Raw genomic sequence first — 14,465 nt, 5'->3', positions numbered from 1 at the left:
CTCCATGTCCAACCCCACCAACCTGACCACCGTGGATGCCGTCCCCGAAACCCGGTCCGAGCACGACCTCCTGGGTGACCGCGACGTCCCCGCCAACGCCTACTGGGGCGTCCACACGCTCCGCGCCGTGGAAAACTTCCCCATCACCGGGCAGCCGCTGTCCTCCAACATGCACCTGGTCCGGGGACTGGCCGCCGTGAAGCTTGCCGCCGCCCGCACCAACCGCGAACTGGGCCTGCTGGACGCCGAACGCGGCCAGGCGATCGAGCAGGCGTGCACCGACGTGATGAACGGCCAGCTCAGCGACCAGTTTGTGGTGGACGTGATCCAGGGCGGTGCCGGGACGTCGTCGAACATGAACGCGAACGAGGTCATCGCCAACCGCGCCCTCGAAATCCTGGGCCACCCCAAGGGCGACTACGCCCGCCTGCACCCCAACGACCACGTCAACCTCAGCCAGTCCACCAACGACGTCTACCCCACCGCCGTAAAACTGGGCACCATCTTCGCCGGCCGGGAACTGCTGGACGCACTGGCCGAACTCGAAGAGGCCTTCGCCGCCAAAGCACTGGAATTCCGCACCGTGGTGAAGATGGGCCGCACGCAGCTGCAGGACGCCGTCCCCATGACGCTGGGCCAGGAGTTCGGCACCTACGCCATCACCATCGGCGAGGACCGGCTGCGCCTGGCCGAGGCTGAGCTGCTCATCCACGAAATCAACCTTGGCGCCACAGCCATCGGCACCGGCCTGAACGCCCCCGCCGGCTACGCCGAGGCAGCCTGCCGGCACCTGGCCGAGATCACCGGGCTCCCCCTGGTCACCGCCGTCGACCTCATCGAAGCCACCCAGGATGTGGGCGCCTTTGTGCACCTGTCCGGCGTGCTCAAGCGCGTTGCCGTGAAGCTCTCCAAGATCTGCAACGACCTCCGCCTGCTCTCCTCCGGCCCCCGCGCGGGCTTCGGCGAGATCAACCTGCCGGCCGTCCAGTCCGGCTCCTCCATCATGCCCGGCAAGATCAACCCGGTCATCCCGGAGGTGGTCAGCCAGGTGTCCTATGAGGTCATCGGCAACGACGTCACCATCACCATGGCCGCCGAAGCCGGGCAGCTCCAGCTCAACGCCTTCGAACCCATCATTGTCCACAGCCTCCACAAGAGCATCTCCCACCTGGAAGCAGCCTGCCGCACCCTCACGGCACGCTGTGTCCGGGGCATCACCGCCAACACCGAGCACCTCCGGCTCACCGTGGAACAGTCAATCGGCCTGGTCACCGCCCTTAACCCCCACCTTGGCTACGCCACCGCCACCGCCATCGCCCAGGAGGCTCTGGCCACCGGCAAGGGCGTGGCCGAACTCGTGCTCGAGCACGGCATGCTCACCGCCGCCCAGCTCCAGGAACTCCTCAGTCCTGAGCGCCTGGCGAACCTCAGCAAATAATCCCCACCCGCCCACCCAACCACCCCCAAAGGACACCGCATGACAACTCCCCAACAGGACACTGCCCAAAAGCAGGTCGTAACGGACCACACGGTGCCGCCCCAGGCGCACGCCACCGAATCGGCCCTGCACGCGGAGGATAAGGGTTACCACAAGAACCTCAAGCCGCGGCAGATCCAGATGATCGCGATCGGCGGTGCGATCGGCACGGGCCTGTTCCTCGGTGCCGGTGGCCGCCTCAACGCCGCCGGCCCGTCACTCGTCATCGCCTACGCCGTCTGCGGCTTCTTCGCGTTCCTCATCCTGCGCGCGCTGGGCGAACTGGTGCTGCACCGCCCGACGTCGGGATCCTTTGTTTCCTACGCCCGCGAATTCTTCGGCGAGAAAGCGGCGTTCGTCTCCGGCTGGTTCTACTGGATCAACTGGGCCACCACCACCATCGTGGACATCACCGCCGCCGCGCTCTACATGAACTTCTTCGGCAACTACATCCCCTGGATGGCCGAAGTACCGCAGTGGGCCTGGGCCCTCATCGCCCTGGTAGTGGTGCTCTGCCTGAACCTCGTCTCCGTGAAGGTCTTCGGCGAGATGGAATTCTGGTTCGCCCTGATCAAGGTCGCCGCCCTGGTCATCTTCCTCGTGGTGGGCACCTACTTCGTCATCTTCGGCACCCCCGTGGACGGCCAGCAGGTGGGCCTCAGCCTCCTCTCCGACAACGGCGGCGTCTTCCCCAACGGCCTCCTCCCCATGATCATCCTCATGCAGGGTGTCCTGTTCGCCTACGCCTCGATCGAGCTCGTGGGCACCGCCGCCGGCGAGACCGAGAACCCGGAAAAGATCATGCCCAAGGCCATCAACTCCGTGGTCTTCCGGATCGCCGTCTTCTACGTCGGCTCCGTCATCCTGCTCGCCCTGCTGCTGCCCTACACGTCCTACGAAAAGGGCGTCAGCCCCTTCGTGACGTTCTTCGGCTCCATCGGCATCCAGGGCGTGGACGTCATCATGAATCTCGTGGTCCTCACCGCCGCGCTCTCCTCCCTCAACGCCGGCCTGTACTCCACCGGCCGTATCCTGCGCTCCATGTCCGTGAACGGCTCCGCCCCGAAGTTCGCGGGCCGGATGAACAAGGCCGGCGTCCCCTACGGCGGCATCGCCATCACCGCCGGAGTGTCCCTGCTGGGCGTCCCGCTGAACTACCTGATGCCCGCGCAGGCCTTCGAGATCGTGCTGAACGTCGCCTCCGTGGGCATCATCATGACCTGGGCAACCATCGTGCTCTGCCAAATCCAGCTCAAGCGCTGGGCGGACAAAGGCTGGCTCAAGCGCCCGTCCTTCCGGATGTTCGGCGCCCCCTACACCGGCTACCTCTCACTGCTCTTCCTCGTGGGCGTGCTGGTGATGGTCTTCATCGACTCACCCCTCACCATGCTGGTCACAGCAATCGCTTCCGCCCTGATGGTGGTGGGCTGGTACGCCTGCCGCACCCGCATCCGTGAGATCGCCGAAACCCGCGAAGGCTTCACGGGCACAGCTCCCGTGGTCGCCAACCCGCCGGCGGAGACGTTCAAGAAATAGCGCCCCGCCGGCCAGCCGGCAGTGACGTCCGACGGCGGCACCCGGGTTCTCCAGACACGGAACCCAGGTGCCGCCGTTGTCACTTCCCTTGTTCTCTTGACGAGCGCGCAGGTCAGGTCTGGCGTCGGCAACATCCTGCTGTATCAACGGCGAACCCAGTTCAGGAGCATCATTTTCATGCCGGAATTCATGGATGTTCATCGCAACATGACCGGAATCACCCAGGAAGCCCTTCAAGCGGCCCACGACGCCGATCTCGCCAGTCAAAGCGACGAAAGCGTTGACTTTAAATCTGCCTGGGCCGATCCCGAGTCAGGCTTGGTTACCGCCTGTCCGAGGCCCCGTCCGCGGACGCTGTACGACGTATCCATGAGCGTGCAGGTCACCCCGCGGACGAGGTCCACCCCGTTCCGATCAAGGTCTGAAAGGCAAGGCGCATACGACGGCGTCACCCGTTTTTCCTTGAAGGAGAACCGTGATGGACAATCCGAAGCAAAGATTGTTGTAGGCGTGGATGGCTCGGATTCATCGGTGCAGGCGCTGCGTTTCGCGGCCCGGCGCCGGCCAAACTGGTGGAAGCCGGCGCGGACGCCGCGATGCTGGTGGTAGGCCGCCGTGGGCACGGCGGCTTCAGGGTGCATCTTGGGTCCGTGAGTTCAGCCTGCGTCTCACACGCTGCCTGCCCGGTTCTGGTGGTGCATACCGACGGCAGCCGCCGCCCGCACCCTCTCTGGAAGGGCTCCAAGGGCGAGGCTGCCAAGCTGTAGCCCGTTACCTTCCGGTCGTAATGCAACGCTCCCGCAACCCTTCGCCGCGGGCGGATCGCCTATGCTCAGCAGAGCGCCCTCGGCGCCGGCGCCCTCAAGGGTGCTGTCCAACTGACCCGTTCAATGACGAACCACCCGGGAGACACGGCATGACCAACTGGCGCATCAGGGATTTTCATGCAGCGGACCTGGACGGGATCCTGCACCTCTGGGAGTCGCTCAAGGCCTCTGATGTGGAGCCCGTCTATGCCCTCTCCGAGGTACTGGCATCCTGCGAGAAGGACCACGCGGTGGTGGCGGTGCAGGGCGATCAGGTGGTGGGCGCCGCCGTCGGACGCGCCGCGCATGACCAGGGCTGGATCGTCTTCCTGGCCACGCTGCCTGAATACCGCGGGCGCGGGATCGGCACGTCGCTTCTCGCCGCCGTCGAAAACCGCATGGCCCCGCACGGCCTCAACAAACTCTCCGCGCTGATGCCGGAAGCGGAGACCCGGGTGGAGGCTTTCCTCAGCCGCGGTTTCGCGCTCAAGAAGAACCTGCGCTATTTCGAGCGGACCATCCCCGTCCAGCGGCAGGAGCTGGGCGCGCTGGGCCAGCTGGGCGGCCGGATCCTCGCCCGCGACCTGTGGGAAAACGTCGCCGGCATGCGCAAGGAAAAGGAACTCCTGGAGCGCCGGCTGGTCCTGCCCCTCGCGGAGGCCGACCTCGCGGATGAATACGGTGTGGTGCCGCCGCGCGCCGTGGTGCTGTTTGGTCCTCCCGGCACTGGCAAAACCACGTTTGCGAAGGCCATCGCGTCCCGGCTCGAGTGGCCATTCGTGGAGGTTTTCCCGTCCCGGCTGGCCTCCGATCCCAAGGGCCTCGCCGGGGCGCTGCGCGAAACGTTCCTGGAGATCGCGGAGCTGGAACACTGTGTGGTGTTCATCGACGAAGTGGAGGAGATCGCGTCCCAGCGTTCGGGTGAGCCGCCGTCGCCCCTGCAGGGCGTCACGAACGAGCTCCTAAAGATCATCCCGGCGTTCCGCGAACAGCCCGGCCGCCTGCTGGTGTGCGCCACCAACTTCATCCGCGCGCTGGACACCGCCTTCCTGCGGCACGGCCGGTTCGACTACGTCATCCCCATCGGCCTCCCGGACCGCCAGGCCCGCGAAGCCATGTGGCAGCGCTTCATCCCGGCCACCGTGGTGGACGACGTGGACGTGGAGCTCCTGGTGGAACGGACCGAGGGCTTCTCCCCCGCGGACATTGAGTACGCCGCCCGCAGCGCCTCCCAGCGTGCGCTGGAAAAGGCAGTGTACGACGACGGCGGCGCGGCTTCCGGCGGCAACGTTTCAGTCCGCGAGGCGGTCCGGAAGGGGCCCTGCACGGAGGACTACCTCGACGCGATCGGTGATACCCGGACCACCGTGAGCCAGGAAGTCCACGAGCTGTTCCTTGAGGACATCGACGCGCTGGGGCGGGTCTAAACCCCCGGCGCTGCGGCTCGAACGGACAATTATGCCCCGTTCCAGCGCGAAGGGACACTTGAGGCCCTCCGCGCCGGCAGCGGCTACTTCTCCTCAACCACCGGGGCCGGCTCGACGATTGGAGCGTCGTCGTACGTCAGGTTCTCGTAATCCGTGTCGTCTTCGTCGTCGAGCCTGTCGTTCAACTCGTCCAGCAGCCAAGGATTAACCCGCGCAAGGATCTTGCGGACTTCCTCGACGTCGACGGCGGCGTACAGCACCGGACGGGCATCCCGGTACTTGGTGACGGGCGGCTTGTCCGGCCACTTCGCGGCCAGAGCCCTCACCCGTTCCGGCAGCGAATTGTGGGCGTTGTCCGCGATCTTCACGAGTGCCGCGTCGTGGTCCTCGGCGATGAAATCCATTCCGGCCTGATAATCATCAGGATTATCGTGCAGCCGGTTGGTGACCCGCTCGATGATGTCCGCTGCCCGCTCGGAAACGCCCATGTCCAGCAGCGCTTGCCGGGTGATGGGAGTGTCCTCGGCAATGTCATGAAGGTAACCGGCAATCCGGATATCGTCGTCGAAATCTGCCAAGGCATCACCTACCGCAATCACATGGTCACGGTAAGGGCGCTTGAGCTTGTCCTTCTGCCGGTTGTGGGCCACCTCGGCCAGGACTTTCGCGGTCTCGACAGTGAATCCCGGTTGAGGGATTTTGGCTTCAGTGAATTCGGGTTCCGACATGGCTTAAGCCTACGCGCAGGGCCGCAAGTGTCCGTTCGCGGGCCTACTAGGGGCCGCTCCACACCCATGGTTCCCGCGGGAGGTCCGCCGGCCGGAACGCCGTGAGTGCATCTTCCAGAGTCCCGGCGGGCAGCCCCAGGGACTGCAGGATGAGATCCCGGACATCAGCTGCGGAAACGCCCGCGCGGGAGAGGTCGGCCAGCGTCACGGCACCGTCGCGCTTGGCCAGCCTTGCGCCGTCGGAATTCACCACCAACGGCACGTGCGCATACTCCGGAATGGGAATATTCAACAACGACGCAAGATACGCCTGCCTGGGCGTGGACGGCAGCAGGTCATCGCCCCGCACCACCTGGTCGATGCCCTGGGCGGCGTCGTCCACCACGACGGCCAGGTTGTAAGCGGTGACACCGTCGTTGCGGCGGAGGACAAAATCGTCCACCACACCGGTGAAATCGCCGTGCAGCAGGTCCCTTACAGTGCACTCCGTCGTTCCGGCACGGAGCCGGATGGCCGCAGGCCGGGTGGAGCGTTTGAACTCCAGCTCAGCAGGATCGAGGTCACGGCAGGTTCCCGGGTAGGCGCCCTGCGGCGCGTGCGGCGCCGACGGCGCCTCCTGGATTTCGCGGCGGGTGCAGAAGCATTCGTAGGTGAGGCCTGCAGCAGTCAGCCGCTCGATCGCGTCGGCGTAGACGGCAGCCCGGTCCGTCTGGCGTACGACGGCGCCGTCCCACGTCATGCCAACGGCCGCCAGGTCGCGGAGTTGCTCCGCCTCTGCGCCGGCCCGCGCCCGGTCAAGGTCCTCGACGCGCAGCAGGAAGTCGCGGCCGGTGGACCGGGCAAACAACCAGGCGAGCATCGCGGTGCGGAGGTTTCCTACATGCAGTTCACCGGAGGGGCTGGGGGCAAAGCGGCCGGCTGGGGTCATGGATCAACCCTAGTCCGGACAGCACAAGAGCCCCTCAGCTACCGATGACTTCGGGGATCCGACGTCGGTGGCTCAGGGGCTCTTGCCGTGTGTGCAGAATGACCGTGGTGTGAACAAGTGTCAATCAGCGGCGCCCTCCTTGCGGGAGGCGGTGTCCAGTTTCCGGGTGGTGTGCCGGGGTTCCTGTAGCCTGCGGGATTCGGCGGTAGCCTCGGCCCTTGTTGCCACAATTTGAGCAGACACCATACAGTTGGCACAACTGGCAGGCCGTTCGTTGGTCAGTCTGACTAATAGAGGCCACACACTCCGACAGGAACTGATCAGATTGCAGCAATTGGACGCCACGGACAAGCGCATCCTCAATGCCCTGGACGAGGACCCACGTGTCCCCATCATGGTGCTGGCCCAACGACTGGGCCTGGCGCGCGGGACCGTCCAGTCGCGCCTGGAGCGGATGACGGCGTCGGGCGCTCTCCGTCCCAACAGCAGCCGGGTGCTCCCCTCCGCCTTGGGCCGGGGTGTGGCGGCAGCCGTCAGCGCCGAACTGGACCAGAGCCACCTCAACGACGCTATCGCGGCGCTCCGTAAAATCCCCGAGGTCCTGGAATGCCATGCCCCTGCCGGCGACACCGACCTGCTGATCCGCGTGGTGGCCACCAGCCCGGACGACCTCTACCGCGTGTCCGAGGAGATCCGGCTCTGCCCGGGAATCGTCCGCACCTCCACCAGCATGTTCCTGCGCGAAGTCATCCCCTACCGCACCACCGGGCTGCTGCAGGACTGAATTCATACCCGGCCTTCGGGTTGTAGGGGAGCTCTCCCCATCGCCCGCGCGGACGCATCGCGGCTAGGCTGACACGGGAATCCATTCAGGGGGAAACATGACGGGGAACTTTTACGGCGGCGACGTGGCCCAATTGCGGCAGCTCGCCAAAGACCTTGCAGGCGGTGCCCACAGGTTGAGCCTGCTCGGTCAGCAGCTCAGCAGTGCCCTCAGCACCGGCGCCTGGAAAGGGCACGACGGCGAGCGCTTCCGCAGCGACTGGACGTCATCGCACTTGAAGCTGCTGAAGTCCGCAACGGCCGGGCTGGAGTCGGCATCCAAGACGCTGCTGGCCAACGCCAACGAGCAGGACAAGGCCAGCAACGGGGCCGGTTCCGGTGGTGGCTCCGGGAGTGGTGGCAGCGGTTCCGGGGACGGCGCTGCCCAGGACCTGACGGACCGGCTGCACGGCATGACCCCCGTAGAACGCCAGGACTACCTCGGCGGCGAGGAATTCAGGCAGTGGGCGCTTGAAAACCCCGAGGCTGCAAAGGCCGCCATGGATGCGGCCGCCGATTCGGGGCTGATCGACAAAAGCTCCAAGGAATACGCGGATTTCCTCAGCGGCTTTTGGAACAACCAGGCCATGCTGGACATGGGCATCGACCCCGCCACCTGGGACACCTCCAAAGGCACTGAACACAACTGGGAGACCATCAAGAAGGTCTACGACTTCTACGGCCAGGCGTACCTCTCCAACCCGGACCTGCAGTGGGCGGGCATGGCCAACATGATCGGCCCGTCCTTCGCGGGCGGCTTCAAGGACATGGCCATGCTGCGGGACCTCGCCCAGCAGATCGCGGACAATCCGGCTTCGGACATCCCGCTCCCCCACCTTGATCAGATCGAGCAGCTCGCAGGCATGACCGACCAGGAGATCCGTTATTACGAGACCAGCATGCTGGATATGAACAAGGAGATCTTCCTGGACCAAGCCCGCCAACATGAGGCCTACATGAACGGTGGAATCGAGGAAATCAACAGATTGCGGGACTCGGGTGCCATCGATACTGGTACCGCCGAGGAATGGGCCAAGATCGATTCCGGCGACCCGGACCTGATCCAGGAAGGCAACACCGCTCTCCTGTACCGCGAGCAGAACGAGATCATCGCGGACGATTACGACGACATGCGCAACCACCCTGGCGGAGAGGCCGTAACGTACATGGTCACGTTGGCCGGCGAGCCGTCCATCCCGGGCGCAAAGAGCTATCCGGAAGTCTTTCCCTACACCTTCAGCGCGGAGAGTCCCGGCCCGGAAAACGTGCCCTTCACCAACTGGGACAACCCCACCCAGTTCCGCACGGACTTTACCACCGGGCTTCCCGACGGGAACATCTCCAACGCGGATCAGCGGTGGGAGCTCATCCGGCAGGACACCCTGCCGGCGTATCAGAAACTCCTGGCGACGGATCCCGAACGCGCAGCACAGATCATCGGTTCGGACTTCAACGACCGCGTGGAGCACCACCGCCCCACCAACAACATCCCCGGCATCATGGACCGCTTTGTGGATGGCTTCCGCGCGGAGGTCCACCAGTGAAGACCACATGCCCAACCGCACCTCGGCGCCAGAGGCGGCGGCCCGCCGTCGTACTCCTTGCCCTGACCGCAAGCCTTGCCCTGACGGGCTGCCAAATCAGTGGCACCACCACCGAACCGACCTCTCAAGGGAGCACCATGAGCACCTCGGAATTTTCCACCCTCGACGCTGCCGGCGTGGACCAGATCCGCGAATCCAAGACCGCACGGCTGGACATGAGCTCGGGACAGCTGGAAAAGGCTGCTGTACGGGTCACTGACGACAGCTATGGGCCCGAGATCAACACCAGGGACTCGGGAAAGATCAAGCTCACCATCGTTGCTCCGAGCGGCGAGATCAGTGGGGAAACGGACCGCATCCGCTTGAACACCACGAACAAGCGGCCGGATTTCAGCGAGGTCACCTACTTCCTCACCGCTGGCTCTCCTGACGAGTATTTTGAGCTCATCCGGGACGGTGTGGCGCGGTACGGGATCGACGGCGACTCCGCAGAACGTTGGATCGCCGGCGCCCAGCGAGACCCGGAACGAAAGAGCGACTTCTCCATCACGTCCGGTACGTCTACGGGCTTGGACGTGAACTACGATCTCCGGTACGACGGCGGCAAGGACACCCATGTGATCATCGTCCACGTCCGGCCCACGGACTGACACAACGCAGGGACGCAACGCAGAACCAACAAGCACGCGGCTACACCGGCGGCCCGGCATTGGACTTCAGGTTTTTCATGACCAGCGTGGACGTCAGCCGCTCAACCCCGGGCAGTGACGTGAGTTCGGCGTCGTAGAAGCGCTGGTAGCCAGGCAGGTCCTCGGCGATGACCTTCAGCAGGTAGTCCGGGGAGCCGAAGAGCCGCTGGGCCTCCACAATGTTGGGATTATCCGCCACCCGGTTCTCGAAGATCTCCATGGTGGAGCGGTCCACCTGGCGCAAAGTGACAAACACAATGGCTTCGAAACCCAGCCCGACGGCGGCCGGATCGATGTCCGCCTTGTAGCCGCGGATCACCCCTGACGTCTCCAGGTCCCGGAGCCTCCGGTGGCACGGTGCCACCGTGAGCCCGACCTTCGCGGCCAGCGCCGTGGCGGTCATCCGGCCATCTTCCTTGAGGTGGCGCAAAATACTTCTGTCGATATGGTCAATCACGCAAATATCTTACCAATTCACACTTCTGGCGGGCGAAAAGAGTAAGCACTTATGTCCCGAAACTTCATAAGGTTTGTCCTGTACCCATCGGACAGGAGCCCGCCATGAATCCCCAGTTGTTTTTCGCCTTTGTGCTGGTGGCCGTCGCCCTCGCCTGCACCCCCGGCGTGGACTGGGCCTACTCCATCACCGCCGGGCTGCGGCAGCGCAGCTTCGTCCCGGCCGTGGCCGGACTTTGTGGTGGCTACATCCTGCATACGCTGCTGATGGTGGCAGGTCTCGCGGCCCTGCTGTCCGGCCTGCCGGGCGTCCTGGGCTGGCTCACTGTGGCCGGCGCGGGCTACCTGCTGTGGCTGGGCATCAGCACGCTCCGCTCCTGGCGCGGCGCGTCCTTCAGTGCGGCAGACGCCGTCGGGAAGCCCGCCAACCAGCTCCGCACCTTCCTTCAGGGCATGGGCACCAGCGGCATCAACCCCAAGGGGCTGCTGTTCTATGTGGCGCTGGTGCCGCAGTTCGTCAGCCCGGAAGCCGCCCTCCCGGTCCCCGTCCAGTCCGGCCTGCTGGGCCTGACATTTGTCCTGCTGGCCGGCACCGTCTACACGTGTGTGGCGCTGCTGGCCCGCAAACTCCTGCAGTCCCGGCCCGGCGCGGCGCGGACAGTCACCCTGGCCAGCGGCATCATCATGGTTGCCCTCGGCGTGGCGCTCCTCTCAGAGCAGCTGGTTCCGCTGGTTGCCGGGCTCACCGGGCAGGCCTGACGCCGCGCTCAAGCGCAGAAGTCAGGCACAGCGCTTCAGGCTTTGCGCTCCATAAACCATTCCGTGAACTCTGATGCCCGCCCGTCCGGTTCAATGCGGATGACCCACAGATTGTCGTAGCTGGGACGGTCACCGAGGTAGCGCGTGAAACCCTGCACAAAGGCCAGCCCGCCGTCGGTGCCCAGCACGGACCAGTCAAAGGTCCAATTCCCGGGTTCGTCCCGAGCCTCCAGCCAGCGTTCCACGATCTGATCGCGCCCCCGCCATGCATCGGCATCATGCGGCCGGGTGGCGTAGACGGCTTCCTCCGTGAACAGCGCCCGGATGTCCTCCGGTTTGTTGGTGGTCCACGCCGCGATGTACTTCTCCATCCAGGACCGGACTGCGTCGCCCATGCCTCCGTTGTACTCCGGGGCGGCCCGGTCCACAAGGCACGTCCATAAGGCCGCCCGCACCGAAGCCTATTTCCCGTCCAGGTTTTCCCACTCCTGCTCCCATAGCCGGCGCTCGTCAACGTCCTTGCGGATGACTTCGAACGTCTCAAGCTCCGCCTGCCGGCCGCGGAGCCAGTCCCGCGGGTTGAGCGACTTGCGGCCGTTGTCCAGCACCAGCAGGGCGCGGTCCGTGAGGGCGTCGTTGCGGAGCACTACGTCCGTTTTCCGACGGCGGAGGACCTCCTTCAGGGCCTCGTGCGCTTGCGTGTGGGCGCCGAGCCGCCGCAACGCGCGTCCGCGGAGCAGCAGCAGGGCCGCCGAGAGGTCGTCCGAGTTCAGTAGCTCCTCCGTCCAGATCACCACTTCCTTGTCGCGTCCCAGCGCGAACGCCAGCGCACAGCGCGCCAGTGCTGAAGGCAACGACGGCGGCAACCCGGCCACCGTCTGCAGCGCGGCTTCCGACTGTCCCGCCTCCCGCAAGGAGTGGGACAGGGCCAGGAAGACCGACTCCTGGCTGAACAGCACGGGGACTTCGATGCGCTCGGCTACCTCCACCCGGGTGACCACACGTGTCAGGTACGTGGCCGCATACTGGTTGGCGTCGTCGTCGTTCCTGATGGACAAGCCGCGCTGGAGGAGTTCGGACGCGCGCAGGTAGCCGCCGTGCTGGTACGCCAGGAGGCCGGCCATGACGGAGCAGAGCCCCGCCCAGCCCGGATAGGTTCGGCCCAGGGCGATGAGCCGTTCCGGTTCTTTGCTGGTGAAGATGGCATCGTGCACGGCTTTAGCCGCTTTTCCGGGCATCCGCTTGAGCCTGGGAACGCCGCCGTCCACGGAGATAAGCGCGGCATCCCGGCCGCCCAGAACACCGTGGATCAGCCCGCCCACGCTGCCGGCGAGCTCACGGACGGGGGTCTGCATGTGGACGTTCCCGAACGGTGTCAGGTCACGCGTGTCCCGGTAGATCGGTCCTCTGGCATCCCCCGCGGTCATCTCTCCATGCTACGTGGCCGACCTACGTGGCCGCGGCGACCCAGAGCCCAATCACCCAGGTGCTGGCCGCCAGGCACGCCAGCCCGAACTCCACCAGCATGCCAAGCCCGGTGGCCTTCAGGGCTGCCCAACTCGTGGACGTTGCCGTGCCGAGGTTCCGGGTGCGGAGGAACTCGCTGAGCAGCAGGCCCACGGCGAAGCCAACAAAAAGCCCCACCACCGGGATGATGAACATTCCCGCCACGCCCGCCGCCAGACCGATCACCACGCTGCGGTTGGGGATGCTGTGCTGTCTGAGCTTCCTTCTGGTCAGCACAGCGCTGGCTGCCATGCCGGCCAGCACAAACACCATTCCCACTGCAAAGACCACCCAGCCTGCGGTCCCGGCGCCGCCCCAGATGGCCCACGCCAGCAAGCTGAGCCCGATCAGGAAGCTGCCGGGCAGGACGGGGATGATGGTGCCCGCCACCCCCACCAGGATCGCTAGGCCGCACAGGATACTCACCACGGTTTCGGAGTTCATGGGCCCCAGTTTAGGGTGGCGCAGCGGTCAGCTCCGTTTAACGCCCGACGGCGGTGCGTCCCCTGCGCGGGAGGCACCGCCGTCGGGCGCTAAGGCAGTGTGTGGCTGCGGAGGTTACTAGGCTTCCACGGCGGCGGCGACGGCGGCCGTCACTGCCGGGGCAACGCGCGGATCCAGCGGGCTGGGCACGATGTAGTCCACCGAAAGGTCAGCTTCCGCGAGTTCGGCAATGGCTCGTGCCGCGGCAAGCTTCATGGCGGGCGTGATCCGGCGGGCACCGGCGTCCAGCGCGCCGCGGAAGATTCCGGGGAAGGCCAGGACGTTGTTGATCTGGTTGGGGAAGTCGCTGCGGCCGGTGGCCACCACGGCGGCGTACTTGGCGGCCACCTCGGGCAGGACTTCGGGATCCGGGTTGGAGAGGGCGAACACGATGGAGTCGGCGTTCATCAGTTTCAGGTGCGCCTCGTCCAGCTTTGAGGAGGAAACCCCGATGAACACGTCAGCGCCCAGCAGCGCTTCGCCGGGGCCGCCCGTGACACTGCGGGGGTTGCTGCGCTGTGCCATCTGGGACTTCTTGCTCTGCGCGTCGGCGGCAATGTCGGCCCGCTCCCGATTGATGACGCCCTTGGAGTCGAGCAGGACAACATCCGTGATGCCGGCGGCGAGCAGGATTTCGGCGACGGCGATGCCTGCGGCTCCAGCGCCGGAAACCACCACGCGGAGGCCTGCGAGTTCGCGGCCGGTGACCTTGGCGGCGTTCGTCAGGGCGGCGAGGGCCACCACGGCGGTGCCGTGCTGGTCATCGTGCATGACCGGGCAGTCCAGGGCTTCGATGAGCTTCTCTTCGAGCTCGAAGCAACGCGGGGCCGAGATGTCCTCAAGGTTGACCGCGCCGAAGCTGGGGCGAAGACGGACCAGGGTTTCCACAATCTCATCAACGTCCGTGGTGTTCAGGACCAGGGGAATGGAATCCAGCTCGCCGAAAGTCTTGAACAGGGCGGACTTGCCCTCCATCACGGGCAGTGAGGCGGCGGCGCCGATGTTGCCCAGGCCCAGCACCGCGGTGCCGTCGCTGACCACAACCACCAGGCGCTGCGCCCACGTGAGGGTCTTGGCGAGCTCCGGGTTGTTGTGGATGGCGCGGCTGACCTCGGCCACACCGGGGGTGTAGGCGATGGACAGGTCGCGCTTGTTGGACAGCGGGACCGTGCTGGTGACCGAGAGCTTCCCGCCCTGGTGGGCATCGAAGATCTCGGCCTCGGTCAGCGCAGTGGCTGCTGAATTGTCGGTAGGTGCGATTACGTCTATGGACACGTCGTTGTCTCCTGGGGCTAGCCGTGGGC

Annotated in this window: 15 protein-coding genes and 1 pseudogene; 9 read left to right on the top strand and 7 right to left on the bottom strand. The window is 65.6% G+C overall.

The window, feature by feature from the left end; translation table 11 throughout:
- Window positions 1-4 precede the first annotated feature (4 nt).
- The 5 genes and pseudogenes from ACZYZ4_RS07090 (at window position 5) to ACZYZ4_RS07070 (ending at window position 5,246) form a co-directional block, all read left to right on the top strand.
- Complete coding sequence (locus tag ACZYZ4_RS07090) at window positions 5-1,438, top strand: aspartate ammonia-lyase (protein WP_463859428.1); 1,434 nt, start codon at window positions 5-7, stop codon at window positions 1,436-1,438.
- A 39-nt stretch (window positions 1,439-1,477) separates the two neighbouring features.
- Window positions 1,478-3,013: an amino acid permease gene (locus tag ACZYZ4_RS07085; protein WP_463859426.1), complete on the top strand. Its 1,536-nt coding sequence runs from the start codon at window positions 1,478-1,480 to the stop codon at window positions 3,011-3,013.
- A gap of 177 nt (window positions 3,014-3,190) precedes the next feature.
- Entirely contained in the window at window positions 3,191-3,622 is a 432-nt protein-coding gene (locus ACZYZ4_RS07080) for a nickel-binding protein (protein ID WP_463859483.1), read from the top strand.
- Window positions 3,583-3,780: pseudogene (locus ACZYZ4_RS07075) on the top strand (universal stress protein); the annotation flags it as partial. The gene ACZYZ4_RS07080 and the pseudogene ACZYZ4_RS07075, both read left to right, overlap by 40 nt.
- A 149-nt stretch (window positions 3,781-3,929) precedes the next feature.
- The gene (locus ACZYZ4_RS07070; RefSeq protein WP_463859424.1) at window positions 3,930-5,246 is read left to right on the top strand and encodes an ATP-binding protein; all 1,317 of its coding nucleotides are present in this window, start codon (window positions 3,930-3,932) and stop codon (window positions 5,244-5,246) included.
- 83 nt (window positions 5,247-5,329) lie between these two features.
- Here ACZYZ4_RS07070 and ACZYZ4_RS07065 read toward each other — a convergent pair whose 3' ends face one another.
- Together ACZYZ4_RS07065 and gluQRS are read right to left on the bottom strand one after the other, a co-directional pair.
- Window positions 5,330-5,974, bottom strand: coding sequence for an HD domain-containing protein (locus ACZYZ4_RS07065; RefSeq protein ID WP_463859422.1), 645 nt, complete (start codon window positions 5,972-5,974; stop codon window positions 5,330-5,332).
- Window positions 5,975-6,020: 46 nt separating this feature from the next.
- Window positions 6,021-6,902 (bottom strand): tRNA glutamyl-Q(34) synthetase GluQRS, encoded by an 882-nt coding sequence (gene gluQRS / locus ACZYZ4_RS07060; protein WP_463859420.1) that lies wholly within the window; start codon window positions 6,900-6,902, stop codon window positions 6,021-6,023.
- A gap of 325 nt (window positions 6,903-7,227) precedes the next feature.
- On the opposite strand from gluQRS, the gene ACZYZ4_RS07055 reads away from it, so the two are divergent.
- The 3 genes from ACZYZ4_RS07055 to ACZYZ4_RS07045 all read left to right on the top strand — a co-directional run bounded on the left by ACZYZ4_RS07055 (window position 7,228) and on the right by ACZYZ4_RS07045 (window position 9,918).
- Window positions 7,228-7,686 carry an Lrp/AsnC family transcriptional regulator gene (locus ACZYZ4_RS07055; protein ID WP_463859418.1) on the top strand — a complete coding sequence of 153 codons (459 nt, stop codon included), beginning with the start codon at window positions 7,228-7,230 and terminating at the stop codon, window positions 7,684-7,686.
- Between the two features lie 97 nt (window positions 7,687-7,783).
- Complete coding sequence (locus ACZYZ4_RS07050; protein ID WP_463859416.1) at window positions 7,784-9,268, top strand: WXG100 family type VII secretion target; 1,485 nt, start codon at window positions 7,784-7,786, stop codon at window positions 9,266-9,268.
- A 137-nt stretch (window positions 9,269-9,405) separates the two neighbouring features.
- Window positions 9,406-9,918: a hypothetical protein gene (locus ACZYZ4_RS07045; RefSeq protein ID WP_463859414.1), complete on the top strand. Its 513-nt coding sequence runs from the start codon at window positions 9,406-9,408 to the stop codon at window positions 9,916-9,918.
- A gap of 40 nt (window positions 9,919-9,958) precedes the next feature.
- Here ACZYZ4_RS07045 and ACZYZ4_RS07040 read toward each other — a convergent pair whose 3' ends face one another.
- Window positions 9,959-10,414 (bottom strand): Lrp/AsnC family transcriptional regulator, encoded by a 456-nt coding sequence (locus ACZYZ4_RS07040; protein WP_111908273.1) that lies wholly within the window; start codon window positions 10,412-10,414, stop codon window positions 9,959-9,961.
- A gap of 104 nt (window positions 10,415-10,518) precedes the next feature.
- Here ACZYZ4_RS07040 and ACZYZ4_RS07035 point away from each other — a divergent pair, with 104 nt between their 5' ends.
- The gene (locus ACZYZ4_RS07035; protein ID WP_463859412.1) at window positions 10,519-11,172 is read left to right on the top strand and encodes a LysE family translocator; all 654 of its coding nucleotides are present in this window, start codon (window positions 10,519-10,521) and stop codon (window positions 11,170-11,172) included.
- Window positions 11,173-11,207: 35 nt separating this feature from the next.
- On the opposite strand, the gene ACZYZ4_RS07030 is transcribed toward ACZYZ4_RS07035, so the two are convergent.
- The 4 genes from ACZYZ4_RS07030 to ACZYZ4_RS07015 all read right to left on the bottom strand — a co-directional run bounded on the left by ACZYZ4_RS07030 (window position 11,208) and on the right by ACZYZ4_RS07015 (window position 14,436).
- Complete coding sequence (locus ACZYZ4_RS07030) at window positions 11,208-11,567, bottom strand: nuclear transport factor 2 family protein (RefSeq protein ID WP_463859410.1); 360 nt, start codon at window positions 11,565-11,567, stop codon at window positions 11,208-11,210.
- A 66-nt stretch (window positions 11,568-11,633) separates the two neighbouring features.
- The gene (locus tag ACZYZ4_RS07025) at window positions 11,634-12,599 is read right to left on the bottom strand and encodes a hypothetical protein (protein ID WP_463859409.1); all 966 of its coding nucleotides are present in this window, start codon (window positions 12,597-12,599) and stop codon (window positions 11,634-11,636) included.
- A 22-nt stretch (window positions 12,600-12,621) separates the two neighbouring features.
- On the bottom strand, window positions 12,622-13,122 hold the full coding sequence (locus ACZYZ4_RS07020) for a DUF456 domain-containing protein (protein ID WP_463859407.1): 501 nt from the start codon (window positions 13,120-13,122) through the stop codon (window positions 12,622-12,624).
- A gap of 117 nt (window positions 13,123-13,239) precedes the next feature.
- Complete coding sequence (locus tag ACZYZ4_RS07015) at window positions 13,240-14,436, bottom strand: NAD(P)-dependent malic enzyme (protein WP_463859405.1); 1,197 nt, start codon at window positions 14,434-14,436, stop codon at window positions 13,240-13,242.
- Between the last annotated feature and the right edge of the window lie 29 nt (window positions 14,437-14,465).

The sequence above is a fragment of the Pseudarthrobacter adonitolis genome, from assembly GCF_055412845.1.
Note: the sequence above shows the minus strand (reverse complement) of the source record. Positions and strands in the feature narration are given on the sequence as shown.